This window comes from Embleya sp. NPDC059237, assembly GCF_042754105.1.
Classification (GTDB): Bacteria; Actinomycetota; Actinomycetes; order Streptomycetales; family Streptomycetaceae; genus Embleya.
The window spans coordinates 129,979-152,986 of record NZ_JBHZAE010000005.1 but is presented as its reverse complement, the minus strand read 5'-3'; the positions used below and the strand labels follow the sequence as shown (position 1 = coordinate 152,986).

At 72.2% G+C, this 23,008-nt stretch carries 23 protein-coding genes and 1 pseudogene; 14 read left to right on the top strand and 10 right to left on the bottom strand.

Annotated elements, in window-relative coordinates:
• Nucleotides 1–109: 109 nt before the first annotated feature.
• From ACFXKZ_RS17895 to ACFXKZ_RS17880, 4 genes are all read left to right on the top strand, one after another.
• Nucleotides 110–1,027 (top strand): branched-chain amino acid transaminase, encoded by a 918-nt coding sequence (locus ACFXKZ_RS17895; protein ID WP_380001427.1) that lies wholly within the window; start codon nt 110–112, stop codon nt 1,025–1,027.
• Nucleotides 1,028–1,153: 126 nt separating this feature from the next.
• Nucleotides 1,154–1,354, top strand: coding sequence for a hypothetical protein (locus ACFXKZ_RS17890; protein WP_380001425.1), 201 nt, complete (start codon nt 1,154–1,156; stop codon nt 1,352–1,354).
• 477 nt (nt 1,355–1,831) lie between these two features.
• Nucleotides 1,832–3,565, top strand: a complete 1,734-nt coding sequence (locus ACFXKZ_RS17885) for an ABC transporter ATP-binding protein (RefSeq protein ID WP_380001423.1) — start codon at nt 1,832–1,834, stop codon at nt 3,563–3,565.
• Nucleotides 3,562–5,475, top strand: a complete 1,914-nt coding sequence (locus tag ACFXKZ_RS17880; RefSeq protein WP_380001422.1) for an ABC transporter ATP-binding protein — start codon at nt 3,562–3,564, stop codon at nt 5,473–5,475. The genes ACFXKZ_RS17885 and ACFXKZ_RS17880 overlap by 4 nt, the downstream gene beginning before the upstream one ends.
• Nucleotides 5,476–5,502: 27 nt before the next feature.
• Here the strand turns inward: ACFXKZ_RS17880 and ACFXKZ_RS17875 are convergent, their stop codons facing one another.
• Nucleotides 5,503–6,777, bottom strand: coding sequence for an MFS transporter (locus ACFXKZ_RS17875; protein WP_380001420.1), 1,275 nt, complete (start codon nt 6,775–6,777; stop codon nt 5,503–5,505).
• A 178-nt stretch (nt 6,778–6,955) separates the two neighbouring features.
• On the opposite strand from ACFXKZ_RS17875, the gene ACFXKZ_RS17870 reads away from it, so the two are divergent.
• Together ACFXKZ_RS17870 and ACFXKZ_RS17865 are read left to right on the top strand one after the other, a co-directional pair.
• Nucleotides 6,956–7,717: a FadR/GntR family transcriptional regulator gene (locus ACFXKZ_RS17870; protein WP_380001418.1), complete on the top strand. Its 762-nt coding sequence runs from the start codon at nt 6,956–6,958 to the stop codon at nt 7,715–7,717.
• Nucleotides 7,718–7,728: 11 nt separating this feature from the next.
• Nucleotides 7,729–8,970 (top strand): pyridoxal-phosphate dependent enzyme, encoded by a 1,242-nt coding sequence (locus tag ACFXKZ_RS17865; RefSeq protein ID WP_380001416.1) that lies wholly within the window; start codon nt 7,729–7,731, stop codon nt 8,968–8,970.
• A gap of 22 nt (nt 8,971–8,992) precedes the next feature.
• On the opposite strand, the gene ACFXKZ_RS17860 is transcribed toward ACFXKZ_RS17865, so the two are convergent.
• The 3 genes from ACFXKZ_RS17860 to ACFXKZ_RS17850 form a co-directional block, all read right to left on the bottom strand.
• Complete coding sequence (locus ACFXKZ_RS17860; protein WP_380001414.1) at nt 8,993–9,607, bottom strand: DJ-1/PfpI family protein; 615 nt, start codon at nt 9,605–9,607, stop codon at nt 8,993–8,995.
• A gap of 103 nt (nt 9,608–9,710) precedes the next feature.
• Nucleotides 9,711–10,112, bottom strand: coding sequence for a pyridoxamine 5'-phosphate oxidase family protein (locus tag ACFXKZ_RS17855; RefSeq protein WP_380001412.1), 402 nt, complete (start codon nt 10,110–10,112; stop codon nt 9,711–9,713).
• 142 nt (nt 10,113–10,254) lie between these two features.
• Nucleotides 10,255–11,082 (bottom strand): isocitrate lyase/phosphoenolpyruvate mutase family protein, encoded by an 828-nt coding sequence (locus ACFXKZ_RS17850; RefSeq protein ID WP_380001410.1) that lies wholly within the window; start codon nt 11,080–11,082, stop codon nt 10,255–10,257.
• Nucleotides 11,083–11,238: 156 nt separating this feature from the next.
• Between ACFXKZ_RS17850 and ACFXKZ_RS17845 the strand changes: the two genes are divergently transcribed.
• The gene (locus ACFXKZ_RS17845; protein WP_380001408.1) at nt 11,239–12,831 is read left to right on the top strand and encodes a class I adenylate-forming enzyme family protein; all 1,593 of its coding nucleotides are present in this window, start codon (nt 11,239–11,241) and stop codon (nt 12,829–12,831) included.
• 1 nt (nt 12,832) lies between these two features.
• Here ACFXKZ_RS17845 and ACFXKZ_RS17840 read toward each other — a convergent pair whose 3' ends face one another.
• A complete protein-coding gene (locus ACFXKZ_RS17840) occupies nt 12,833–13,522 on the bottom strand; it encodes a helix-turn-helix transcriptional regulator (protein WP_380001406.1) in 690 nt (229 codons plus the stop codon).
• A gap of 106 nt (nt 13,523–13,628) precedes the next feature.
• Complete coding sequence (locus tag ACFXKZ_RS17835; protein ID WP_078974164.1) at nt 13,629–14,237, bottom strand: superoxide dismutase; 609 nt, start codon at nt 14,235–14,237, stop codon at nt 13,629–13,631.
• A 138-nt stretch (nt 14,238–14,375) separates the two neighbouring features.
• Between ACFXKZ_RS17835 and ACFXKZ_RS17830 the strand changes: the two genes are divergently transcribed.
• From ACFXKZ_RS17830 to ACFXKZ_RS17820, 3 genes are all read left to right on the top strand, one after another.
• A complete protein-coding gene (locus tag ACFXKZ_RS17830; RefSeq protein ID WP_380001404.1) occupies nt 14,376–15,425 on the top strand; it encodes a questin oxidase family protein in 1,050 nt (349 codons plus the stop codon).
• A 131-nt stretch (nt 15,426–15,556) separates the two neighbouring features.
• Nucleotides 15,557–15,835: a hypothetical protein gene (locus ACFXKZ_RS17825; protein ID WP_380001402.1), complete on the top strand. Its 279-nt coding sequence runs from the start codon at nt 15,557–15,559 to the stop codon at nt 15,833–15,835.
• A 158-nt stretch (nt 15,836–15,993) separates the two neighbouring features.
• On the top strand, nt 15,994–16,635 hold the full coding sequence (locus ACFXKZ_RS17820; RefSeq protein ID WP_380001400.1) for a uridine kinase: 642 nt from the start codon (nt 15,994–15,996) through the stop codon (nt 16,633–16,635).
• A gap of 18 nt (nt 16,636–16,653) precedes the next feature.
• Here ACFXKZ_RS17820 and ACFXKZ_RS17815 read toward each other — a convergent pair whose 3' ends face one another.
• Nucleotides 16,654–17,487 carry an aldo/keto reductase gene (locus ACFXKZ_RS17815; RefSeq protein WP_380001398.1) on the bottom strand — a complete coding sequence of 278 codons (834 nt, stop codon included), beginning with the start codon at nt 17,485–17,487 and terminating at the stop codon, nt 16,654–16,656.
• A 176-nt stretch (nt 17,488–17,663) separates the two neighbouring features.
• On the opposite strand from ACFXKZ_RS17815, the pseudogene ACFXKZ_RS17810 reads away from it, so the two are divergent.
• Nucleotides 17,664–17,909, top strand: a pseudogene (locus ACFXKZ_RS17810) (MarR family winged helix-turn-helix transcriptional regulator); the annotation flags it as partial.
• Nucleotides 17,910–17,995: 86 nt separating this feature from the next.
• On the opposite strand, the gene ACFXKZ_RS17805 reads toward ACFXKZ_RS17810, so the two are convergent.
• Nucleotides 17,996–19,045: a lactonase family protein gene (locus tag ACFXKZ_RS17805; protein WP_380001396.1), complete on the bottom strand. Its 1,050-nt coding sequence runs from the start codon at nt 19,043–19,045 to the stop codon at nt 17,996–17,998.
• A gap of 178 nt (nt 19,046–19,223) precedes the next feature.
• On the bottom strand, nt 19,224–19,880 hold the full coding sequence (locus ACFXKZ_RS17800) for a TetR/AcrR family transcriptional regulator (RefSeq protein WP_380001394.1): 657 nt from the start codon (nt 19,878–19,880) through the stop codon (nt 19,224–19,226).
• A 79-nt stretch (nt 19,881–19,959) separates the two neighbouring features.
• Between ACFXKZ_RS17800 and ACFXKZ_RS17795 the strand changes: the two genes are divergently transcribed.
• Both ACFXKZ_RS17795 and ACFXKZ_RS17790 read left to right on the top strand, forming a co-directional pair.
• Nucleotides 19,960–20,745, top strand: a complete 786-nt coding sequence (locus ACFXKZ_RS17795) for an ABC transporter ATP-binding protein (protein ID WP_380001392.1) — start codon at nt 19,960–19,962, stop codon at nt 20,743–20,745.
• A gap of 15 nt (nt 20,746–20,760) precedes the next feature.
• Complete coding sequence (locus ACFXKZ_RS17790; protein WP_380001390.1) at nt 20,761–21,573, top strand: ABC transporter permease; 813 nt, start codon at nt 20,761–20,763, stop codon at nt 21,571–21,573.
• 40 nt (nt 21,574–21,613) lie between these two features.
• Here the strand turns inward: ACFXKZ_RS17790 and ACFXKZ_RS17785 are convergent, their stop codons facing one another.
• Nucleotides 21,614–22,591 (bottom strand): helix-turn-helix transcriptional regulator, encoded by a 978-nt coding sequence (locus ACFXKZ_RS17785; RefSeq protein WP_380001388.1) that lies wholly within the window; start codon nt 22,589–22,591, stop codon nt 21,614–21,616.
• Nucleotides 22,592–22,762: 171 nt separating this feature from the next.
• Here ACFXKZ_RS17785 and ACFXKZ_RS17780 point away from each other — a divergent pair, with 171 nt between their 5' ends.
• Nucleotides 22,763–22,996 carry a hypothetical protein gene (locus ACFXKZ_RS17780; RefSeq protein WP_380001386.1) on the top strand — a complete coding sequence of 78 codons (234 nt, stop codon included), beginning with the start codon at nt 22,763–22,765 and terminating at the stop codon, nt 22,994–22,996.
• Nucleotides 22,997–23,008: the final 12 nt, after the last annotated feature.

Here is a 23,008-nt window from a genome sequence, read left to right as displayed (position 1 = left end):
GGACCAATATCGATACGGCTAATGTGCCACTTGGTAAGTGGCACATCGACATGCTTGCCAACGATCCACTTTCTCGACATCGAGTCGAGCGACCCCGGTGGGAGCAGCCATGGCACTGATCGAAGCGGACCGGATCTGGATGAACGGCACGCTCGTGCCGTGGGCCGATGCCAAGGTGCACGTACTCAGCAACGGTCTGCACTACGGCACGGGCGTGCTCGAAGGCACCCGCGCGCACGCCACCCCGCGCGGACCCGCCGTGTTCCGGCTGGACGACCACCTGCGCCGGTTTCGGGAAAGCGCGCACATCCTGGGCTTCGAACTGCCCTACGACCCGGCCGCGCTGCACGCCGCGACGCTGGAGTTGATCGCGGCCAACGGACACGACGAGTGCTACCTGCGCCACCTCGCGCACCTGGGCTACGGCGAGATGGGTCCGGGCTTTCGCCCCGGGCTGCCGGTCGAGGTGAGCATCGCGGGCTGGGAGTGGCACGCCTACCTCGGCGACAGCGCCGAGCGCGGCGTCCGGCTCGCCACCAGTTCGTGGCGGCGCAACGACCCCAACGCGATGCCGCCGGCGGCCAAGGCCACGGCCGGCTACCTCAACTCGGCGCTGGCCAAGACCGCCGCGCTGCGCGCCGGTTACGACGAGGCGCTGCTGTTGAACGCGGACGGGTACGTCAGCGAGTGCAGCGCGGCCAACGTGTTCGCGGTGCGCGAGGGCGTGCTCTGCACTCCGCCGCCGAGCGCCGGCGCGCTGCGCGGGATCACCCAGGACACCGTGCTCACCCTGGCTCGCGACCTGGGCCTGGAGGTGCGGGTGCAGAACCTGCTGCGGAGCGATCTGTACACCGCCGAGGAGGTGTTGGTCACCGGCACCGCCGCCGGCGTGATCCCGGTGGCGTCGCTGGACGACCGCGAGGTGGGCAGCGGTCCGATCACCCGCAAGATCCAGGCCGCTTACACCGCGGCGGTCACCGGCCGGGACGAGCGGTACGCGCACTGGCTCACCCTCGTGGACCAGTGACGGCGGCCGAACGGGTCGCATCCGACGGTCGACACACCCCCAAACAGGGGAAATCTCCCATGATGTGCAGTTTTTCGGATATTCGCAGCTCGCCCCGCTCACGCACACTCCACCATGGGAGATGAAATGCGTATCCGTACCACCCTGGTCGCCGTCGCCGGCGCCGCCCTCTTCGCGTTCGCCGGTGCCGGTACCGCCCAGGCCCACGAAAGCGGCGTCGAGGTCGACCACACCACCGTCTCCGGAGTGCTCATCGCGCACGGCTGTGGCCACGGCGGCAAGGTCGCCGCGTTCCACGCCTCGCACACACACGTCTCGATCCGCTGACGTACGCCCGCAGCGAACGCGGAAAGCGGCCCGTCCACCCCCGAGGTGGGCGGGCCGCTCTGCTGTGTACGGTGCACAAGGGCCGGCGACGACCCCAGGGCATCGACGCATCCCGGTCGCCCGCGCCTTGACTTCAAGTCGACTTGAAGTTTTACGGTTCGAACCGAAGTCTCCACGGTTTCGACGTATCGCCCGGGCACCGTCGCCGACCCGCGTCCGGCATCCTGGACCACCCACGGGGAGATCCGCCATGCACAGCCCGCCGTCCACCGACGTCCGCCCGCGCCGCCACCCGGCCGACGTGCACAATCCGATCGACCGTTCCGGCCACGGGCACTACCGTCGGGAGCAGGACCCGCCCCGACGACGCGCGCCCGACCCATGCCCAGGACCGGTGCCCCGCACGAGCCCCGGCCCGAGGCCGCTCCCGGCCGCCGCCTCCTGTCGGCCGCGCTCCCTTGACCCGAAGAGGACATCGTGCTGATCCGACTGCTGCGCGCACATCTGCGCCCCTACGCCAAGCCGATCGGCCTGGTGGTGCTGCTGCAACTGGTCCAGACCCTCGCCACCCTGTACCTGCCGACCCTCAACGCCGACCTGATCAACCACGGCGTGGTCGCGGGCGACACCGGCTACATCCTGCGCGTCGGCGGCGCGATGATCGGCGTCACCCTGGTCCAGATCGTCTGCGCCGCGGTAGCCGTGTACTTCGGGGCCCGCATCGCCATGGGCGTGGGCCGCGACATCCGCTCCGCCGTGTTCGACCGGGTGCAGACCTTCTCCGCGCGCGAGGTCGGCCGGTTCGGCGCCCCGTCCTTGATCACCCGCACCACCAACGACGTGCAACAGGTCCAGATGCTGGCGCTGTTGTCGCTGACCCTGATGGTGTCCGCACCGATCATGTGCTTCGGCGGCATCCTGATGGCGGTCAACCAGGACGTCCCGATGTCCCTGCTTTTCCTGCTGATCGTGCCCGTGCTGATCCTCGCCGTGGGGTGGATCGTACGGGCGATGCCGCCGCTGTTTCGCACGCTGCAGGGCCGGATCGACAACGTGAACCGGATCATGCGCGAGCAGATCACCGGGATCCGGGTGATCCGCGCGTTCGGCCGCGACGGCCACGAACAGGCCCGCTACGCGGACGCCAACGCGGACATCCGCGACGTGTCGCTCTCCGTCGGCCGGCTGATGGCGTTCATGTATCCGTCGGTCCTGCTGGTGTGGGAGACCTCGGCGATCGTCATCGTGTGGATCGGCGGACACCGGATCGGCGACGGGTCGATGGACATCGGCGCGCTGGTCGCCTTCCTCAGCTACCTGATGCAGATCCTGACCTCGGTCATGATGGCCACCTTCATGACCATGATGATCCCGCGCGCGGCGGTGTGCGCCGACCGGATCACCGAGGTCCTGGACACCGAGACCAGCCTGACCGTGTCGAAGGCACCGGTGACGGCGCTGCACGCGCACGGCCGGCTCGAACTGCGCGACGTGAGCTTTTGCTACCCGGGCGCGGAGGAGCCGGTACTGCGCGGCATCGACCTGATCGCCCGGCCCGGCGAGACCACCGCGGTGATCGGCAGCACCGGCGCGGGCAAGACCACGCTGCTCGGCCTGATTCCGCGCCTGTTGGACGTGACCGGCGGCTCGGTACTGATCGGCGGTGTGGACACCCGCGAACTCGAGGCCGGGCTGCTGTCGCGCACGGTGGGTCTGGTCCCGCAGAAGCCGTACCTGTTCTCCGGCACCGTCGCCTCCAACCTGCGCTACGGCAATCCGGACGCCACCGACGAGGAGTTGTGGCGGGCCCTGGAGATCGCCCAGGCCCGCGACTTCGTCGAGGCCCTGCCCGAGAAGCTGGACGCGCCGATCGCCCAGGGCGGCGGCAACGTCTCCGGCGGCCAGCGGCAACGCCTGGCGATCGCCCGGCTGTTGGTGGTCAAACCGGAGATCTACCTGTTCGACGACTCGTTCTCCGCACTCGACTACGCCACCGACGCGGCGCTGCGCGCGGCGCTGCTCGCGGAAACCGCCGAGGCCACCGTGGTGATCGTGGCCCAGCGGGTGGCCACCATCCGGCACGCGGACCGAATCGTGGTGCTGGACGAGGGCCGTGTGGTCGGCACCGGCACCCACGCCGAGTTGATGGCCGACAACGACACCTACCGCGAGATCGTGCTGTCCCAGCTCACCGAGGAGGAGGCGGCGTGACCACCACCGACGAGGGCGCCGGCCCGCGCGAAACCGAGAGCGACACCGAAACCGAGGCCGCCGTCCCCGCCCGCCGTCCGGGACCGCAGGCCGGCGGTGGGCCGATGACGCGGATGATCGGCGGCCCGCCCGTCGAGAAGTCGATGCACTTCAAGGCCAGCAGCCGGCGACTGCTGCGCATGATGGCCCCCGAACGTGCCCGGCTGTACGCACTGCTGTTCTGCGGCATCGCGGGCGTCGGCCTGTCGGTGCTCACCCCCCGGCTGCTCGGCAAGGCCACCGACGCGATCTTCACCGGCGCGGGCCGCGGCGGAGGCATCGACTACGACCACGTCCGCGACATCCTGCTCGTCACCTTCGCGGTGGTGGCCGGCTCGGTGTTGTTCGCGTTCGTCCAGGGCCGACTGACCGCGACCATCGTGCAGCGCACCACCTACCGGCTGCGCGAGCAGGCCGAGACCAAGCTGTCCCGGCTGCCGCTGAACTACTTCGACAAGCAGCCCCGGGGCGAGGTGCTCTCGCGCACCACCAACGACATCGACAACATCGCCCAGACCCTCCAGCAGGCAATGGGCCAGATCGTGCGCTCGCTGCTGACCATCGTCGGCGTGCTGGTGATGATGTTCTGGATCTCCCCGCTGCTCGCGCTGGTCGCGCTGATCAGCGTGCCCACCTCGATCCTGGTCACCATGGTGATCGGCAAGCGCGCCCAGCCGCAGTTCGTCAAGCAGTGGTCGAGCACCGGCAAGCTCAACGCGCACATCGAGGAGATGTACACCGGCCACGCTCTGGTCAAGGTGTTCGGCCGACAGAAGGAGTCCGCCGAGGTCTTCGACAAGCACAACGAGGCGCTGTACACGGCCGGGTTCAAGGCCCAGTTCATCTCCGGCCTGATCCAGCCCGCGATGTCCTTCGTGGGCAACCTCAACTACGTGCTGGTCGCGGTGATCGGCGGGCTGCGGGTGTCCTCGGGCGCGATGACGCTCGGCGACATCCAGGCGTTCATCCAGTACTCGTACGAGTTCAACGGACCCGTCACCCAGGTCGCCGCGATGTCCAACCTGCTCCAGTCCGGGGTGGCCTCGGCGGAGCGGGTGTTCGCGCTGCTCGACGCCAAGGAGCAGTCCCCCGATCCGGAGCCGGCCGTACGCCTGGAGAAGGTGACCGGGCACGTCGCCTTCGAGGGGGTCTCCTTCCGCTACGAGCCGACCAAGCCGCTGATCGAGAACCTGGACCTGGAGGTGCACCCGGGCCAGACGGTGGCCATCGTCGGGCCGACCGGCGCGGGCAAGACCACGCTGGTGAACCTGCTGATGCGGTTCTACGAGGTCACCGAGGGACGGATCACCGTCGACGGCGTGGACATCGCCACGATGACCCGCGAGGACCTGCGCGCGCCGATCGGGATGGTGCTCCAGGACACGTGGCTGATCGGCGGCACGATCGCGGACAACATCGCGTATGGCGTCGGCGACGTCTCGCGCGAGCGCATCGTCGAGGCGGCCCGGGCCACCCACGCCGACCGCTTCGTGCGCACCCTGCCCGACGGATACGACACCGTGCTCGACGACGAGGCCGGCAACCTCAGCGCCGGCGAGAAGCAACTGCTCACCATCGCCCGGGCGTTCCTGACCGAGCCGCAGATCCTGGTGCTCGACGAGGCGACCAGTTCGGTGGACACCCGCACCGAGGTGCTGATCCAGAAGGCGATGAACTCGCTGCGCCGGGGCCGGACCAGCTTCGTGATCGCGCACCGGTTGTCCACGATCCGCGACGCGGACGTGATCCTGGTGATGGAGTCGGGCTCGATCGTCGAACAGGGCACGCACGAGGCGCTGTTGGCTTCGGACGGCGCCTATGCCCGGCTGTACGCCTCGCAGTTCGCCCAGCCTGCGGCGGAAGTCCTGTAGCCCGATGGGCGGTCCGGTGCCGGTGGGTCAGGTGCCGGGCCGCCGGGCGGGTTCGGCGGGTTCGGGTTCGGCGGTGCCGGTCGCGCCGTGGCCGCCGGACAGCACCAGGCCGACCAGGAGTTGGCCGACGGCGGTGACCACGAGGGCCGCCATCGGCACCGTCCAGCCGCCGGTGGCGCCGTGCATCAGGCCGAGCGCGAACGGGCCGGTCGCGGCGACCCCGTAGCCGAGCGATTGGGCCAGCGTGGACAGCGCGGTCGTCTCGGCGGCGCCGGCGCCACTGCCGCCGATCACCGAGAGCACCAGCGGGAACGAGCAGAAGCCCACCCCGACCGCCACCGCCCACACCACCGGCGCCGCGACCGGCGCGATCAGCAGGCCGGTGAAGCCGATCAGCATGCTCACCGAGACCAGGACGAACGCCGGCCGCAGCCGCCCGGTGGCCCGCACGAACGCGAGCAGCGCGAATGTGGCCGGGATGCCCGCGCCCTGGGTGATCGCCAACATCGCGCCCGCGCCGCCGTGGCTCATCCCCCGGTCCGACAGCAGCGTGGGCAACCACCCCACCAGCGCGTAGCAGTTCAACGCCTGCAGCGCGAAGTAGGCGGTGACCAGGCGACCCAGGCGGGTGCGCGCCATCGCCCACGGCGACACGTACCCCGCGGCGCCGGTACCGCCGGCCGCCGCGTGCGGGGCGCGGACCAGCGACCACACGAGCAGCGCCGCCACCGCCGGGATCGCCCACACGGCCAAGCCCAGCGAGGGCGAGTCGAGCCCGTCGGCCACCGGCACGGCCACCGCCGCGGCCAAGGTCGCGCCCAGTGCCATCACCGTCGTGTACACCCCGGTCAGCACCGACACGCGGTGCGGGAAGTGTCCGCGCAGCAGGGCGGGCAGCAGCACATTGCCCACGGCCAGCCCCGACATGCCCACGACGGTGCCGGTCAGCAGCGCCCAGGTGGCCGGCACCATCCGCAGACCCAGCCCGGCGGCGAGCGCGACCAGCGCCACCAGGACCGCGCGCTCGGTGCCGAACCGGCGGGCCAGTGGCGAGGCGGTCAGCCCGGCGGCGGCGAAGCACAGGGTCGGCAGGGTGGGCAGCAGCGACGCGGTCACCGAGCCGAAACCCAGCGTGTCGCGCAGCGCCTCCAGGAGCGCCGCCGCGCTGCTGATGCCGAGCCTCAGGTTGAACGCGATCAGCACGATGCCCACGCCGGCCAGCCACGCGGCCCGCCGACGGGCGGCCGGATCGGCGGCGGTCGGCACCGCGAGCGAGGTGGAGGCGGAGGCGGCGGGAGTCATGGGTCAAAGGTAAGACGTCTGATGAATCCTGTCCAGATGACGTCCGATCATCCGACGTGTACGGAGGTATCCTGAGGTCCGGCGACGGTTTCGGGGCCGGTCGGCGAATTCCGGTCGTCGCCGGAGGGGGCGGCCGTCCCGGTCGCCGCCGACGTCCCAGGTCAGGAGCCCGCGCGCGATGAGCAGCCTCGAATCCGTGCGCCGGCCGGCGCTGTCCGCCGAGGTGATCGCCCGGCTGCGCGAGCGGATCACCTCCGGTGACTGGCCGGTCGGCGGTCGCATCCCGCCCGAGCCCGAACTGATGACACAGCTCCAGGTGGCCCGGGGCACGCTGCGCGAGGCGGTGCGCGCGCTCGCCCACGCGGGCCTGCTCGACGTGCGCCAGGGCGACGGCACGTACGTCCGCGCGGTCAGCGAACTCTCCGGCGCAGTCGAACGCCTCTACGGCGGCAGCGACATCGGCCAGGTCCTGGAGGTACGCCAGGCACTCGACCTCCAGGCCGCCCGGCTCGCCGCGATCCGTGCCGAGGAAGGCGACCTGGCCGCGCTCGACGACGCGCTGCGCCGGCGCCGGGCGGCGTGGGACGCGCGCGACTTCGACGCATGGATCGCCGCCGACTGGGAGTTCCACCTGGGCGTCGCCGACGCGGCGCACAATCCGCTGCTGGCCGAGCTGTACCGCAACCTGTCCGGCCCGGTACGGGCCTCGGTGGCCGACTCCTGGACCGACCCGGGCTACCAGGGCGCGGCACCCGCGGGCCACGAGGATCTGCTCCGCGCGCTGCGCGACCGCGACCCGGCCGAGGCCGCGCGCCAGGCCGATGCCAACCTGACCGACACCCACGACTGGCATGCGGTGCGTTCGACGAACCACCCGACGCCGCAGGCGAGTCGCGCGAAGGCGCAGGCGAATCCTCCGGAGGCGGAGGCGCGGCGTTAGGCTCGACGGTCATGATCTCCGAAGACTCCTCGCCCCGGTCGCGCCCGTCCGGCCCGGGGGAATCGCTGGCCACGGTGCAGCGTTCGCTGGGCGATCCGAGTGTCGAGTTTCCGCTGTGGCCGCCGCTGCTGTCCGGGTGTCCGGTGACGAGCACCGACGAGGTCGCCTTTCCGGTCGAGGTGGACTACGCCTACGACCGGGTCGAGCCGGAGCTGTTCGCGCCGGGTGGCCCGCGCGCCGGACTGGCCCGCTGGGCACCGCTGTTGCCACCGCTGCTCGGGCTCGGTCTGGGCGAGGGCGACACGCCGCTGATCGAGTTCGGCGACGGGGTGTACGTCAAGGACGAATCGCGCAACCCGACCTGGAGCCACAAGGACCGGATCAACCGCTGTACGGTCTCCGCCGCGCTCGCCGTGGGCGCGCCCGGCGTCGTGGTGTCCTCCTCCGGCAACCACGGCGCGTCCGCGGCGGCCTTCGCCGCCCGGGCCGGGCTGCCGGCGGTGGTGTTGGCGTCCTCGGACGCGCCGCCGGCGGTGCACTCGTTCCTGGAGGCGTACGGTGCGACCGTGCTGCCCGTACCGGCCGAGGCGCGGTGGGGACTGATGCGCGAGATCGTCGACCGGCTCGGCTTCCATCCGCTGAGCAACCTCACCACCACGCACACCGGCCATGCCTTCGGCCCCGAGGGCTACAAGACCATCGCGTACGAGATCCACGCCGAACTCGGCGTCCCGGCGGCGGTGTTCGTCCCGACCGGCTACGGCGAGCTGCTGTTCGGGGTGTGGAAGGGCTTCGCCGAACTGCGCCGCCTCGGCCTGACCGACCGCACGCCCCGACTGTTCTCGTGCGAGCCGGCCGCCGGCGGCCCCCTCGCCGCGGCGGTGCGCGCGGGCCTGCCTGCCGCACACGTCCCGGTCGGCCGGACCACCGCGTACGCGATCGACTGCCCCGTCGGCGGCTACCGGGGCGTCCTGGCCGTGGAGCACGACGAACGGCGGGCCCTGCTCCTCACCGACGCCCAACTGGCGGCGGCCCGCGCGGAGTTGAGCCGCCAGGGGATCTGGGTCGAAACCTCCGCCGCGGCGGGCCTGGCGGGCCTGCGGGCACACGGGCCGATCGACGGCCCGGTGGTCTGCGTGGCCACGTCCAGCGGCTTCAAGGATCTCGACGTCGGCACCCACCGACCGGACCCGGTGGAGCCGACGTGGGCGGGGGTCGAGGCCCGCCTGCGGGCGGCGGGAATCGCGGCATAGCGGCGGCGTCGCCGGGGCCCGGTCAGCCCGCCGTCACGCGCTCGCCCGCGCGCAGGACCCGGAACACGTGCTCCACGGTGGACTGCTTCTCGCCGACCGGGGCCACGTAGTCGATCGCCGCCCGGGCCGCCGCCTCGCCCAATGTGCGGGAGATCGTCCAGGCGGCCAGATACTGCGAGGCCATGCAGCCGCCGGCGGTGGCGATCGGGCCGCACGCGTGGAACGGGGCGTCCAGAACCTCGACACCGGCCGCCTCGACCCACGGCCGGGAGGTGGCGTCGGTACAGGCGGGTAGGTCGGTCAGCAGGCCGAGTCGGGCCAGGACCAGGGCGCCGGAGCACTGGGAGCCGACGAGTTGCCGGCCGGGGTCGAGCGGCAGGCTCGCGAGCAGCGTGTCGTCGGCGACCACGTCGCGGGTCCTGATACCGCTGCCGATCAACACCACGTCGGCCTCGGGGATGAAGTCGAACGCGCGTTGCCCGGTGATCTCGACGCCGTTCATCGAGGTGACCGTCGGCGTGGGCGTGGTGATGTACGCCGTCAGACCGTCGCGCCGACAGCGGTTGACGATGGCCGCGGCCACGAAGCTGTCCAGTTCGTTGAAGCCGTCGAAAGTGACCACGGCAACCTGTGTCATCGACCCATCCCCGTTCGAATCGGTGTACCCACACTCTCCCGGCAGGCTACGCCTCGACGGCCGGTACACCCCCACCCCACGGCGGTCGGGCGCGGCCCCGCCTCTACACCGTCCCCATCCGCCGGGTCACCGCGATCTCGATCACCACCCGCTCCGGATTCACCCTCGGCTCGCGGTAGCGCTCGGTGTATCGCCGCACCGCCTCGGCGACGGCCTCCGGATCGCGGTTGACCGTCGCGATCCCCTCCAGCGTGGACCAGCGCCGCCCGGCGACCTGGGAGAGCGCGACGCGGGCGCCCGGTGCCGCCGCGAGCACGTTGCGGACCTTCTTGCTCGCGCCGTGCGAGATGACCCGGGCGATCCCGGACACGTCGTCGTACGTGGCGCCGACGGGCACCTGGTGCGGCGTGCCGTCGGGGCGGTGGGTGACCAGCAGGCACAGGTGTCGTTCCTGCCAGAAGTCCCGGAAATCCGCGGTGATGGTCGGCGGAACGTGCAACGTCATCGAGATCAGATCTTTCACGATCGAGCCGGCCGAATCCGGCGAAGCCGTCCCGGCCCCACCGCCCAGCAGTATGCCGCCCACCGCATGGGTCCGCGCCCGGGGTGGGCCCGCACGGCCACCCGCACGGCCACGCGACCCGGTCTCAGTCCGCCCGGTAGACCTCCGACATCGCCTGCGCCTGTGCATACGTCGGCGCGTCACCCGCCGTCGCCTCCCCGTCGTGCGCGACCGACCACGCCAGGTCCACCGCGCTCCGCACCGCGACCCGGAACAGCAGCGACCCCGTGCTGATCCGTCGTACGCCGAGCCGCGCGAGGCGGGCCCGGGACAGGCCGGTGGGGCTGTACAGGATGTTCAGCGGCGCGTCGGTGGCGCCCACCAGCTTCTCGATCACGGCCTCGTCCTGGACGCCCGGTACGAACACGCCGTCGGCCCCCGCCGCCCGGTAGGCCCGGATCCGCCGCACCGTCTCGTCGAGCGAGGCGCCCGGGCCGCCCGCCCAGTAGGTGTCCGTGCGCGCGTTGACGAACAGCGTCGGCGCGGCCTGCTTGATCGCGGCGATCACCGCGACCTGGTGGTCCGCGTCGGTCAGCGTCCCGTCGGCCCGCCCGTCCTCGATGTTGATCCCCGCCACCCCGGCCCGCACCAGCTCGGCGCCCAACGCCGCGACGTCCTCCGGGCGCTCGGCGAAACCGCCCTCGACGTCGACGCTGACGGGCACCGGCAGCCGCGCGATCCCGACCCCCAGGCGCACCGTCTCCTCACGCGTGCCGCCGACCCCGTCCGGCTTGCCCACCGCGATCGCGACGCCCAGGCTCGTCGTCCCGATCGCCGAGAACCCGCGCTCGACCAGCGCCGCCGCCGTGGCGTGGTCCCACGCGTTCGGCAACACCAGTGGCGTGTCGGCCCGATGCAGGGCCAGGAATTCCGCGTAACGATCGGCGTTGGCGGCCTGGTTCACAGTACTCATCGAGCATGCCCTCCGGATCGACGACGACCGCCCGATCGCGGCCGGCCCCCACGATCCTCCCCCACCGCCCCGGGTCCCGACAGCCGAAATCCCGGCCCGCCCCCCGAACCCGCCGCCCACCTGCGGTAGCGTCCCGGCGAGAAGGTCGGAGGCCCCATGCTGCTGCACGAGATCCTGGTCGCCGCGGCTCGGGAGGTACCCGATCGCACCGCGCTGATCGTCCCCGGACACCCGTTCCGCACCCCATCGGCCACAGCGGTCGCCGACCCGTCCACCACGGCCTGGACGTTCGCCGAACTGGCTGCCCGCTCGCGAGCCCTGGCCACGACCGTGGCCAAGCGCACGTCGCCCGGCGCCCGGGTCGCGATCCTCGCGCACAATCGGGCCGAGTACGTCGCCGCCTACTACGGCGTCCCGTGGGCCGGGCGCGTCCTGGTCCCGCTCAACCCCCGACTGCACCCGCGCGAATGGGCCGACCAACTCGCCCGCTCCGGCGCGGAACTGCTCCTCGGCGACGCCGACCTGCTCGGCACACTCGCGTGGCCGGGCGGCCCGAGCCTGGAACTGGACGCGGCCGTCACCGCCGAGCACACCGGTGCCGAGTGGAGCGCCGACGACCCGCCGACCGACGCCGCCTTCGACCCAGCCGCCGACGAATCCGCCCTGACCTGGCTGCTGTTCACCTCCGGCACCACCGGCCGGCCCAAGGGTGTCCGGCTCACCCACCGCAGCCTGATCGCGGCCATGCGCGCCTCGCTGGCCTGCCGCCCGGTCGACCCGGACACCGTCGTACTGACCCCCTTCCCGCTCGCACACGTGGCCGGCTACCAGGTGTTGGCACACCATCTGGCCTGCCGCCCGGCGGTCGTGCTGCGCCGCTATCTCCCGGCCGAACTGGCCGCCGTGGTCCGCGAGTTCGAGGTGACCAGCCTGTCCCTGGCGCCGACCATGATCGACGCGCTCCTCGACCACGTGCGAGAGGGCGACGGCTTGCGCGAGCGCATCCGCTCGATCAGCTACGGCGCCTCGCCGATCACGCCCGAGCTGATCCGCCGGGTCGACGGGCTGCTCGGCTGCGGCCTGGGGCAGGGGTACGGAATGACGGAGTTGTCGGGCAACGCGGTGTTCCTGAACGCCGCCGACCACCGCAACGCCGCGAGCGATCGCCCGCACCTGTACGCCGCCGCCGGGCGCCCCGGCCCGGGGGTGGAGATCCGGATCGTCGACGACGCGAACCGGCCGCTGCCCGCCGGCGCGGTCGGCGAGATCTCGGTCCGCTCCGAGCAGGTCGCGGACGGTTACTGGCAGGTGGACACCGGCGAGTTCGCAGCGGGCTGGTTCCGCACGGGCGACCTGGGCCGACTCGACGCCGAGGGCTATCTGTACGTCCTGGACCGCAAGAAGGACGTGATCATCACCGGCGGCGAGAACGTCAGCGCCCGCGAGGTGGAGGCGGTCCTGCGCGAACACCCCGGCGTACGCGAGGTCGCGGTGGTCGGCGAACCCGACACCCGGTGGGGCGAACGGGTGGTCGCCGTGGTGGTCCCGACCGCCGGACACACCGTCGACCCGGACGAGTTGGTCACGCTGTGCCGCGCACACCTGGCCGGCTTCAAGGTCCCGCGCCGGGTGGTGTTCACCGACGCGCTGCCGGTCACCGGCACCGGCAAGATCAGCAAGCCCGCCCTGCGCGAACGCGTCCTGGAATGGAGCCGCGCCGACTCCCCGGCCGGACACACGGGGGCCTGAACTACTCCGCGCCCGACGACCCCGCGTCGGCCTGCGTCGACCCCGCCTCCCGCGGCCGGATCTCGTACGCACAGTGCGGGGCGCCGGCCACCATGTGGCTCACCCGCCGCACCTCGGTGTCCGGCAACGCCTCGCGCAGGAACGTCAGTTCCGACGAGCACGCGGTGCCGCAGCGGATCGCCACGTCGAAGATCGCGCAGTTCTGCTCGACGATCAGCCAGCCGCCGCCGTCCGCCAGCGGTCGCGCGGCGGCCAGGTAGCCGTCCTCGTCGAGGATGGCGGCGATCGCGGCCACCCGATCGGCGAGGTCGGGCGCGGTGGTCCGGGTCCGGGCGCGCTCCAGGCGCCGCTCCCGACGCCGGTCGAACAGGCGGTCCACAAAGCCGGGTTCCTCGGCCTGAGCGGTCTCCAGGAGGTCCCCGACCAGGTCGCCGTAGCGCCGGGGGAACAGGTTCTCGCCGGCCGTGGTCAGCCGGTACACGTGCTTCGGCCGGCCCGGCCCCAATCGGGCCTGCCGGTGGGTCACATACCCCTCGGCGACCAGCCCGGACAACTGCTGGCGCATGCCGCTCGCGGTCATCCCGACCGCCTCGGCCAACTCCTCCGCGCGCAGCTCACCCGCGCCCTTGAGGCGCCGCAATATCTCCCGCCGGGTCTCGGGCAACAGTGCGAACGCGTCCTGCTCGCTCACCCCGCTCGCCTCCCTCGTTCGTCCCGAGTACCCCGAGTGTGTGTCACCCCCACCGGACAGGGCCGCACGGGGAACCCCCGCGCGGCCCCGGACCGGACGTCGTTCCTCAGGCGCCCTTGGCGGCCGAGAGGCGCGCGGCGACGTCGTCCCAGTTGAAGACGTTCCACACGGCCTTGAAGAAGTCCGCCTTGACGTTCTTGTACTGGAGGTAGAACGCGTGCTCCCACGCGTCGATCGCGAGCAGCGGCACGGTGCCCTGCGGGATGTTGCCCTGGTGGTCGTAGACCTGGGTGACCACGATGCGCTGCGACAGCGGCTCCCACGCGGCGACGGACCAGCCCGACCCCTGCACGGTCATCGCGGTCTGCGTCATGTGCGCGCGGAACTGCTCGAAGCCGCCGAAGTCGACGCCGATCTGCTCGGCGAGGTCACCGGTGGGCTCGCCGTTGCCGGTCGGGCCCAGGTTGGTCCAGAACAGGCTGTGCAGCACGTGGCCCGAGACGTGGAAGGCCAGGTCCTTCTCCAGCTTGGAGATGGTGCCGTAGGCCTCCTTGTCGCGGGCGTCGGCGAGCTGCTCGAGGGCGGTGTTGGCACCGGCCACGTACGCCGCGTGGTGCTTGTCGTGGTGCAGCTCCATGATGGCGCCGCTGATGTGCGGCTCCAGGGCGGCGTAGTCGTAGGTCAGGTCGGGGAGCGTGTAGACCTTGTCGGCCACGGGAGTTCCTCCTGCGCAGTGGTTGCGGTGACAGAGTCGACCCTATGCTTCTCCCGGGAATACCGGCAAGTTAGGCAAGACTTAACTGTCCTAACCGGAAGTCCCCGGTCCACACTCGGCACACGAAGGAAACGAACGATGCGACAACAAGCCGCCGACGCCTTGGACGAAGCATTCGCACGTCTGCACCGCACCGGCTCCGAATTCGACGACAAGCTGTCCAACCACGGGCCGATGGCCGTCGAAGCCCTCGTGCACGCGGGCCAGTGGGAAGCCGTGCCCGCTTGGCTCGACTCCTACACCCGCCGGCTGGAACCGGTTTCGCGACCCACCGAGCGCATCGCCCGCGACGCGTGGCGCGAGGCACTGGGCGACCGCGCCCGGGACGGCGACTGGATCGCCCTGTTCACGGACGAGATCGCCGAACGGCCGTGGCGCGAGGTGCTCGCGCTGTGGTGGCCCAGGCTGCTCCCGGGACTGCCCGGCGGCGCCACCCACGGGGTGATCCGGGTCGGACACGCGGTCCGCGCCCTGCTGGACCCCGGCGAGAGCCCGGTCCGCCTCGCCGAGTTCGCCCACGCGATGGCGTACTTCGCGTCCAGCAACCAGGCCCTGCCCGAACTGCCGCGGCTCGCGGGGGGCCGCACGCCGTTCGAGGCCCTGGACGCGGTCCCGCCCCTGCCGATCGAGGAGAAGGACCACATCAGCCGCCGGCTCGACTTCCTGGCCGGGTGGGACGCGTGGCTGACCCCGACCCTGTCGGTACAGGAGGCCACGACCCCCGAGCAGGCGCAGGCGCTGCTCGCCGACACCGTGCACGCGGCAACCCTGCGCTACCTGCGCCGCGGACACGGCAGCGGGGTGATGAACGTGCACGCGGTGACCGCCCCGAGCGCGGTGTTGCGGGTGTTGCCGGCGCTGCCGCGCGAGCAGTGGATCCCCTCGTACACCACGGCCTGGGCCACGAGCAGTGCGGTCTTCGCGGTCTACTCGGGCCGCGAGGACGCGACCGGTACGCCCGCTCCCGCGCCCGATCCCGTCGAGGCCGGACAGCGTGCCCTCGCGCACGGCGACGAGCACGTGATCAAGCTCGTGGACACCGCGGTGGACGTGTTCGCCCGCTCCGGCGACACCCGCGCGCTGGCCGCCGGCACGCTCGCGGCGGAGTTGATCGCGCCGGAGCACTGACCGGTCGCGCCGGGCAAGGCGACACGCCCTCGAACGAGTGAGATTCCCCCACTCGGCGCAGCCGATTGCGTTCGCTGGTGCCGCGCACACGCCGTGCGGCACCAGCGAACCATCCAGTGAACGGAGCCCCCATGCGCATCACCCCGCTGCTCACCGCCGTGACGGTCGGCGCCCTGCTCGCCCTGACTCCGGCCGCCCCCGCGCTCGCCGACGGCAACGCGGACACCATCACGAGCGAGACCAGCCGCATCGGCTCGGGCGGCCCGGTCGGCATGATCGGCGAGGACGACGTGCTGCACGACCTGCGTCCGGCCGTGGTGGGTGTGCACCAGGGCATCTCCGGCGGCTTCGTGGAGGTGCCCGCACCGGTGGTCCAGGCCCCGCAGATGCCGCCCATGCCCACCTTCTGACGCCCGCCCGTCTTCCCACACCCACCTCCCGAACGGCCGGCCTCGACCCGGGCCGCGGCGGGCCGGCCCGCCGCGGCCCGGGTCGGGCGCACCCGCTGGATCGGCGCGGTCGACAATGGCCCCATGACCGCACCGAACGCACCCCGCCCGGCGCGCCGATGGTGAACGTACGACCGATCACCCCGACCGCCCTGGTGGACGAGCTGGTCGAGGCGATCGCCCGGCGCGCCGCCGACCGGCCGTGGACCCGGGTGGCTCTGGACGGCGCGGACGCCGCCGAACCGGGCGCGCTCGCCGACGCGTTGGTGGCGCCGCTGCGCCTGCGCGGGCATCCGGTGTTGCGGGTGCGGGCCCGCGACTTCCTGCGGCCGGCGTCGGTGCGCCTGGAGTACGGGCACACCGACGCCGAGTCGTACCTGTGGGGCTGGCTGGACGACGCCGGGCTGCGCCGCGAGGTGTTGGAACCGCTGGCGCCCGGCGGCACCGGGCGGGTGTTGCCGAGCCTGTGGGACGCGGCCCGGGACCGGGCCACCCGCGCCGACTACACCGTGCTGCCCGAGGGCGGGGTACTGCTCCTGGACGGGCCGTTGCTGCTCGGCAAGGGCCTGCCCCTGGAGCTGACGGTGCATCTGTGGTTGTCCCCGGGAGCGCTGCGCCGGCGCACCCCCGCCGAGGACGCCTGGACCATCGAGGCGCTGACCCGCTACGCCGAGGAGATCGTGCCCACGACCGAGGCGGACCTGACCGTGCGCTACGACCATCCCGCGCATCCGGCACTGGTCGAGCCGCAACGCCGCTGACGATCGGCGCGGTCGGCCTCAGTCGACCTCGTCCGGGTCCGGGCCGAGCCGCTCGCCCCGGTCCAGCCGACCGATCGCGTCCAGTTCGGCCGCGTCCAGGTCGAAGTCGAACACCTCGAAGTTCTCCCGGATCCGCGCGGGCGTGACCGACTTGGGGATGACGATGTTCCCCAGGTGCAGGTGCCAGCGCAGCACCACCTGGGCGGGCGATTTGCCGTGCGCGCGGGCCGCCTCGGTGATCACCGGGTCCGCCAGCAGCGCCCCGCCCTTGCCCAGCGGGCTCCACGCCTCTGTCGCGATCGCGTGCGCCCGGTCGTACGCGCGGACCCGGCCCTGCTGGAGGTAGGGGTGCAGTTCGACCTGGTTGACCGAGGGCATCACGGCGGTGTGTTCGAGCAGTCGGGTCAGGTGCTCGGGTTGGAAGTTGGACACCCCGATCGTGCGCACCCGGCCGTCCGCGAGCAGCTTCTCGAACGCGCGCCAGGTGTCCAGGTAGCGGTCCCGACTCGCCGCCGGCCAGTGGATCAGGTACATGTCCACGTAGTCCAGGCCGAGCAGCCGCGCGCTCTCCTCGAACGCGGCGAGCGTCGAGTCGTATCCCTGCTCGGTGTTCCACAACTTGGTGGTGACGAACAGTTCCTCGCGCGGGACGGAGGAGGCGGCCAGGGCCCGGCCCACACCCGCCTCGTTGCCGTAGATCGCGGCGGTGTCGATGCTGCGATAACCCACCTCGATGGCGTTCGTCACGGCGGCGGTGGCCTCGTCGTCGCCGACCTGGAAGACCCCGAAGCCGAGCTGCGGGATGGTGACGCCGTTGTTGAGGGTGACGTCGGGTACGGGGGTGGAACTCATGATGGGGACGGTCCTTCGCGGTGGGGGATGGGGGATGGAGGGCTCGCGGTCAGCGGGAAGTCGGACGGGCCGAGGGGCCGCCGACTCCGGCACGCCGGAGTCACCCTGCCCGCTCTGCCCGCCGGCGGCCCCGGCCACACCGGGGAGGTGTCCGGCGACCGTGCGCGAACGGGTGGGTGGTACTGAGCCGCAGCGCAACCACGCACCTGGTCACCCGGCTGGAGGAGCGCGGACTGCTCTCGCGCCATCTGTGCGACACCGACCGTCGGGGCATCTACACCGAGGTCACCTCTGCGGGCTGCACACTGCTCTCCGCCGCCCGCCCCACCCACGACCGCACCCCGCGCGAAGCCCTCGCCGAGGCCGCGGAGCACACCGAACCGGCCCCGCTGGTCGGCGCGGTCAAGTCGCTCGGCGCGTAGGGCGCGGCACGGAATCGAGGCACATCCGGCCCGACGCCGGACGGATCGAGGCGACCCGTCCGGCGGGCAGGCGGGCCCGGGAGCGGCTAGGCCAGGACGCTGGTCGGGCTGCCGGTCGCGAGGGCGACGCCGAGGGCGGTGAGCCGGCCCGTGCCCGGGTCGCAGCGGAATGCGGTGATCGTGTCGCCGCGCTGGTTCGCCGCGTACAACACGTCGCCGACCAGGGTCAGATCACGCGGCCAGGCCCCGCCCGTCGGGATCTCCTCGACCAGGGCCAACTCCGCGCCGTCGACGGCGAGCACCGAGATCGTGTCCGGCCCCCGGTTGGCCGCGTACACGAAGCGCCCGTCCGCCGAGGCCACAATCCCCGACGGCGCGCCCTCGCCGCCGGACAACACGAACGGCTTGCCCGCCACGGTCAGCGCCCCCGTACGCGGATCGCCGCGCAGCGGGGTGACCGTCGTGTTCAACTCCCCCGCCAGCCAGGCCAGGTCCTTCGGCCCGTACGCGATGTGCCGCGGTCCGGTCCCCGGCGGCAGGGTCACCTTCGGCCCCTCGGCGATGGTCCCCGCCTCGGCGTCGAAGTTCAGGTGGTACACGGTGTCCGAACCCAGGTCGCACACCACCAGCCACCCGCCGCCGGCGGCGAACGTCACCTGGTGCGCGTGCGAGGCCGCCTGCCGGTCCGCCACCGGCCCGGACCCGGTCAGCCGTACGTGCGTGGCGGCCTCGCCGAGCGTGCCGTCGTCGGCGATCGGGTGCACGGTCACACTGCCGCCGCCGTAGTTGGCCACCACCACGAACCGCCCTGTGGGGTCGGCCGCCAGATGACACGGCCCCGCGCCGAGCGTGGAGACCTCGCCCAGCGGCACGAGCCGTTCGTCCTGCACCGAGTACGCGCCGACCGCGCCCTCGCCGGCCCGCTCGCTGACCGCGTACAGGAAGCGGCCCGAGGGGTGCCGGGTCAGATACGACGGCGAGATCGCAGGAATGGCCGCGGACGGCGTACCGAGCAGTCCGCTCTCCGGGTCCTGCCGGCACACGGTGATGCCGGTGCCGTGCCCGTCCATGTCGGGGGTGTACGAGCCCACGTACACCAGCGGTCCGCGTCGGTCGGAAGCATTTGGTGAGGTCACACGGTTCTCCTGTGGTCCGGCCGGTGGCGGCCGATCATCGGTCGACTCCTGATCCATCGACCGAGCCGGCGACGCCGACCACGCAGATCATCGCGGATCGAACGCGCCGCCGCGGCCGATGTCATGCTCCTCCCCGACCCCACCGCCGGCACACCCCCGCCGGAACGCCGGAGCCGGCTCACTCGGATCCGCGAACCGCGTAGCCCAGCACCTCGGCGCTCAACAACGTTTCGACCGCGTCCAGTTGCTCCAGCGCCCGGTCGGCCGTCTCGTCCGGATCGACGCCGTCGGCCAGGCGGCGGCCGATCCCCCGGAAGACGGCCTGCTGGATTCCGGCGAGTTGGCCGGCGATCAACTCCGGTACCGGGTCGGTGGGCGCCACCCCGGCCTCCTCGGCGAGGGTCCGCGCCAGCGCGTCGGCGCCGGCCTGCTGCATCCGCCACAGCCGGCCCACCAGCACCGGCGATTCCAGCATCACCCGCGCCCACCGCTCGTAGCCCGGAAACAGCCCGGCGTAGAGCGAGCGCTCCTCCACGTCCCGGCGCAGCACCGCCAGCACCGCGCGCGTGGCCGACTCGCCCACCGCGCGCTCGCGCACGATTTGGGACAGGCGGTCCACCAGTTCCGACTCGCGGTCGAAGAACAGGTCCTCCTTGGCCGGGAAGTAGTTGTACACGGTGTTCACCGAGACCTCGGCCAGTTCGGCGATCTGCGCGACGGTGACCGCGTCGAACCCGCGTTCCATGAACAACCCGGTCGCGATGTCCGAGATGTGCGTCCGGGTGCGGCGCTTCTTGCGCTCACGCAGACCCTCGGCGGGTTCGGTCTCCGTCATGTCGCCATTGTAGTCATCTTGGTGGTTCTTAAATTTTGGGGCCGTTGCAAAAATTAACCGACTGTGTTTCGGTGGTCCCATGACACCCGTCATCCACACCACCGGGCTCGCCCGGACCTTCCGAACCAAGCGCGGCACGGTCGAGGCCGTCCGCGGCATCGACCTGACCGTCCCCGCCGGCGAGATCCTGGGTTTCCTCGGGCCCAACGGCGCCGGCAAGACCACCACGCTGCGCATGCTCACCACGCTGCTCGCCCCCACCGGCGGCAGCGCCACGGTGGCCGGTCACGACCTGCTGCGCGATCCGGCGGGCGTACGCCGACGGATCGGCTACGTCGCCCAGTCCGGCGGCCTCGACCCGGGCGTGTCCATGCGCGAGGAACTCACCACCCAGGCCCGGCTGTACCGCCTCGACCGGGCCGCCGCCCGGGCGCGCACCGCCGAACTGGCCGCCGCACTGGACCTGGCCGACCTCCTGGACCGGCCGTGCGCCGCGCTCTCCGGCGGCCAGCGCCGCCGGCTCGACATCGCGATGGGCCTGCTCCACCGCCCCGAGGTGTTGTTCCTGGACGAGCCGACCACCGGCCTGGACCCGGGCAGCCGGGTCGACCTGTGGGACCTGGTGCGACGGATCCGCGACGAGTGGGGCACCACGGTCTTCCTGACCACGCACTACCTCGACGAGGCGGACGCGCTCGCCGACCGCCTCGTGGTCGTCGACCATGGCCGGGTCGTCGCCGAGGGCACCGCACACGCACTCAAGACCGAGTACGCCGGCTCCCCCGACGCCTCGCTCCAGGACGCCTTCATCGCCATCACCGGCCGGCGCGCCCCCGCGCCCGCCGAGACCCCGATCGCCGTCTGACCCGCCGAGGTGACCATGTCCACGCCATCCGCGGCGTCCACGCCGGCCACTCCCGCGCCGACCGTGCCGTCCGCGCCGGCCGCGTTCCTGGCCGACACCCTGCTGATCTTCGGCCGCTATCTGCGCCAGACCCTGGCCGCCCGGGTCGGGTTGGTGTTCGGGCTGCTCCAACCCCTGCTGTTCCTGGTCCTGTTCGGGCCGCTCCTGCGCGAGGTCCCCCTCGGTGGGGAGGGCGACTCCTGGCAGACCCTCGTCCCCGGCCTGCTGGTGCAACTCGGTTTGTTCAGCGCCGCGTTCGCCGGTTTCGGCATCCTGATCGAAAAGCAGCAGGGCATCCTGGAGCGGATGCGGGTGACCCCGGTGAGCCGCGTGGCGCTGTTGCTCGGGCGGGTGCTCAAGGACATCGTGCAACTGCTGGTCCAGTCGCTGCTGCTGGTCCTGGTCGGGGTGGCCTTCGGGCTGCGCGCGCCGATCCTCGGGATGCTGGTCGGATTCGGCTTCGTCGCGCTGATGACCGCGTCGATCGCGTCGCTGTCCTACGCGTTGGCGATGCGGGTGGACAGCCCGCAGGAGTTCGCCCCGGTGGTCAACTCGGTCAACCTGCCGGTGATGCTGCTGTCCGGGATCCTGCTGCCGATGTCCCTGGCCCCGGACTGGCTGGACGGGCTCTCCCGGGCCAACCCGCTGCGGTACGTGGTCCTGGCGGTGCGCTCGGCGTTCGTCGGGGACTACGGGGGCACGGTCGGCACGGGGGCACTGGCGGCGCTGGGCCTGACCGCGGTGTCGGTCCCGGTGGCGGTACGGCTGTTCCGGCGGGCCGGGGCGTAGCGGTCGGCCGGTCCGGGCCTCGGCGGCGCGGCGCGGGTGCCTACCCGTACCGCGCCGCCGTCGCGCGTGCGCCTGCGGCGATCGCGGCGCGCAGCTCGGGCGGGCCCAGGACCTCCACCTCCGGCCCCAGTCGCAGCAGTTCGGCCACCCCCACCTCGATCGTCTCGATCGGGAGCCGGGCCCGCACCCGACCGTCGGGCAGCGGCTCCCCCGCGCTCGCCTCCACGACCTCGGCGACATGCGCGCCGAACAGGGGCCGCACCAACCCCCGCGCGCCCTCGGTCAACAACACCTCGGCGTCGATCGGGCGCAACCGCTCGGCGAGCTCCCGCGACGAGTCCTCCCAGTAGGCCGCCAGATCGAAGTCCGGATCACGCTCGAACACCTCGTCGAGCACGTGCAACTCCTCGATCCGCACCACCCGATAGGTGCGCTCGCGGCGCTCCCCCGTCCCGACCGAGCGCGCCACCAGGTACCACTGCCCCGCCTTGAGCACGAGCCCGTACGGCTCCAGCTCGCGGATGACCTCGCCGGCCCAGCGCCGGTAGTGCACCCGGATCCGCCGGTCGGTCCACACCGCGCCCGCGATCCGGGACAGCTCCGGCGAGCGGTCCGCCTCCCGGTACCACCCCGGCGCGTCCAGGTGGAAGCGCGGTCGGGCCCGCTCGACGCGCTCGCGCAGTTCGGCGGGCAGTCCGGCCCGGACCTTGAGCTGCGCGGAGGCGACCACCGCGCCCAGACCCAGTTCCGCCGCCGGGCCCGGCAGCCCGGCCAGGGACAGTGCGTGCGCCTCGTCGTCGGTCAGCCCGTTGATCCGGGTCCGAAAGCCCTCCAGGAGCCGATAGCCGCCCGCGGGACCGCGCTCGGCAAGGACCGGCACCCCGGCCGCCGCCAGCGCCTCCACGTCCCGGTAGACGGTCCGGACGGACACCTCCAACTGCTCGGCCAACTCGGTCGCGGTGACGAGCCCCCGGTTCTGCAGGGTCAGCAGGATGGTCAACAACCGACTCGCACGCATGGTCGCAATTGTGGCGGAGCGGACCCCGGCGGCGCCGAACGAGTGAAATGCCCGGCCGAACCGGTGCACTCGGCTTCGGGATCCTCGATCGTGCGCCGTTCGTTGATCGAATATCGAGTGGACTGTGCACGACTGTGATCTCGGGGCCGGAACGAAACGGAGAACGGCGCCATGAGCGGCTTCCTCGACAAGGCCAAGAAGATGGCCGAGGACACGATGAACACCGGCAAGCAGAAGGTCGAAGAGGTCCAGGTCGGCCGGGACGCGTCGGCGCTGCTGAAGAAGTTGGGCGCCGCGTACTGGAAGGAGCAGCGCGGCGGCGGCTCACACGAGGAGGTCACGCGGGCCCTGGCGGCGCTCGACGAGCACGTGGCCAAGCACGGCGACGCGGCACTGCACGGCTGAACCACCGCCTGG

What these genes read in the sequence shown, in the direction of transcription:
- ACFXKZ_RS17895 (WP_380001427.1), top strand. Translation starts at nt 110, where the DNA reads ATGGCACTGATCGAAGCGGACCGGATCTGGATGAACGGCACGCTCGTG.
- ACFXKZ_RS17890 (WP_380001425.1), top strand. Translation starts at nt 1,154, where the DNA reads ATGCGTATCCGTACCACCCTGGTCGCCGTCGCCGGCGCCGCCCTCTTC.
- ACFXKZ_RS17875 (WP_380001420.1), bottom strand. Translation starts at nt 6,777, where the DNA reads ATGACTCCCGCCGCCTCCGCCTCCACCTCGCTCGCGGTGCCGACCGCC.
- ACFXKZ_RS17870 (WP_380001418.1), top strand. Translation starts at nt 6,956, where the DNA reads ATGAGCAGCCTCGAATCCGTGCGCCGGCCGGCGCTGTCCGCCGAGGTG.
- ACFXKZ_RS17865 (WP_380001416.1), top strand. Translation starts at nt 7,729, where the DNA reads ATGATCTCCGAAGACTCCTCGCCCCGGTCGCGCCCGTCCGGCCCGGGG.
- ACFXKZ_RS17860 (WP_380001414.1), bottom strand. Translation starts at nt 9,607, where the DNA reads ATGACACAGGTTGCCGTGGTCACTTTCGACGGCTTCAACGAACTGGAC.
- ACFXKZ_RS17855 (WP_380001412.1), bottom strand. Translation starts at nt 10,112, where the DNA reads ATGACGTTGCACGTTCCGCCGACCATCACCGCGGATTTCCGGGACTTC.
- ACFXKZ_RS17850 (WP_380001410.1), bottom strand. Translation starts at nt 11,082, where the DNA reads ATGAGTACTGTGAACCAGGCCGCCAACGCCGATCGTTACGCGGAATTC.
- ACFXKZ_RS17845 (WP_380001408.1), top strand. Translation starts at nt 11,239, where the DNA reads ATGCTGCTGCACGAGATCCTGGTCGCCGCGGCTCGGGAGGTACCCGAT.
- ACFXKZ_RS17830 (WP_380001404.1), top strand. Translation starts at nt 14,376, where the DNA reads ATGCGACAACAAGCCGCCGACGCCTTGGACGAAGCATTCGCACGTCTG.
- ACFXKZ_RS17825 (WP_380001402.1), top strand. Translation starts at nt 15,557, where the DNA reads ATGCGCATCACCCCGCTGCTCACCGCCGTGACGGTCGGCGCCCTGCTC.
- ACFXKZ_RS17820 (WP_380001400.1), top strand. Translation starts at nt 15,994, where the DNA reads ATGGTGAACGTACGACCGATCACCCCGACCGCCCTGGTGGACGAGCTG.
- ACFXKZ_RS17815 (WP_380001398.1), bottom strand. Translation starts at nt 17,487, where the DNA reads ATGAGTTCCACCCCCGTACCCGACGTCACCCTCAACAACGGCGTCACC.
- ACFXKZ_RS17800 (WP_380001394.1), bottom strand. Translation starts at nt 19,880, where the DNA reads ATGACGGAGACCGAACCCGCCGAGGGTCTGCGTGAGCGCAAGAAGCGC.
- ACFXKZ_RS17795 (WP_380001392.1), top strand. Translation starts at nt 19,960, where the DNA reads ATGACACCCGTCATCCACACCACCGGGCTCGCCCGGACCTTCCGAACC.
- ACFXKZ_RS17790 (WP_380001390.1), top strand. Translation starts at nt 20,761, where the DNA reads ATGTCCACGCCATCCGCGGCGTCCACGCCGGCCACTCCCGCGCCGACC.
- ACFXKZ_RS17785 (WP_380001388.1), bottom strand. Translation starts at nt 22,591, where the DNA reads ATGCGTGCGAGTCGGTTGTTGACCATCCTGCTGACCCTGCAGAACCGG.
- ACFXKZ_RS17780 (WP_380001386.1), top strand. Translation starts at nt 22,763, where the DNA reads ATGAGCGGCTTCCTCGACAAGGCCAAGAAGATGGCCGAGGACACGATG.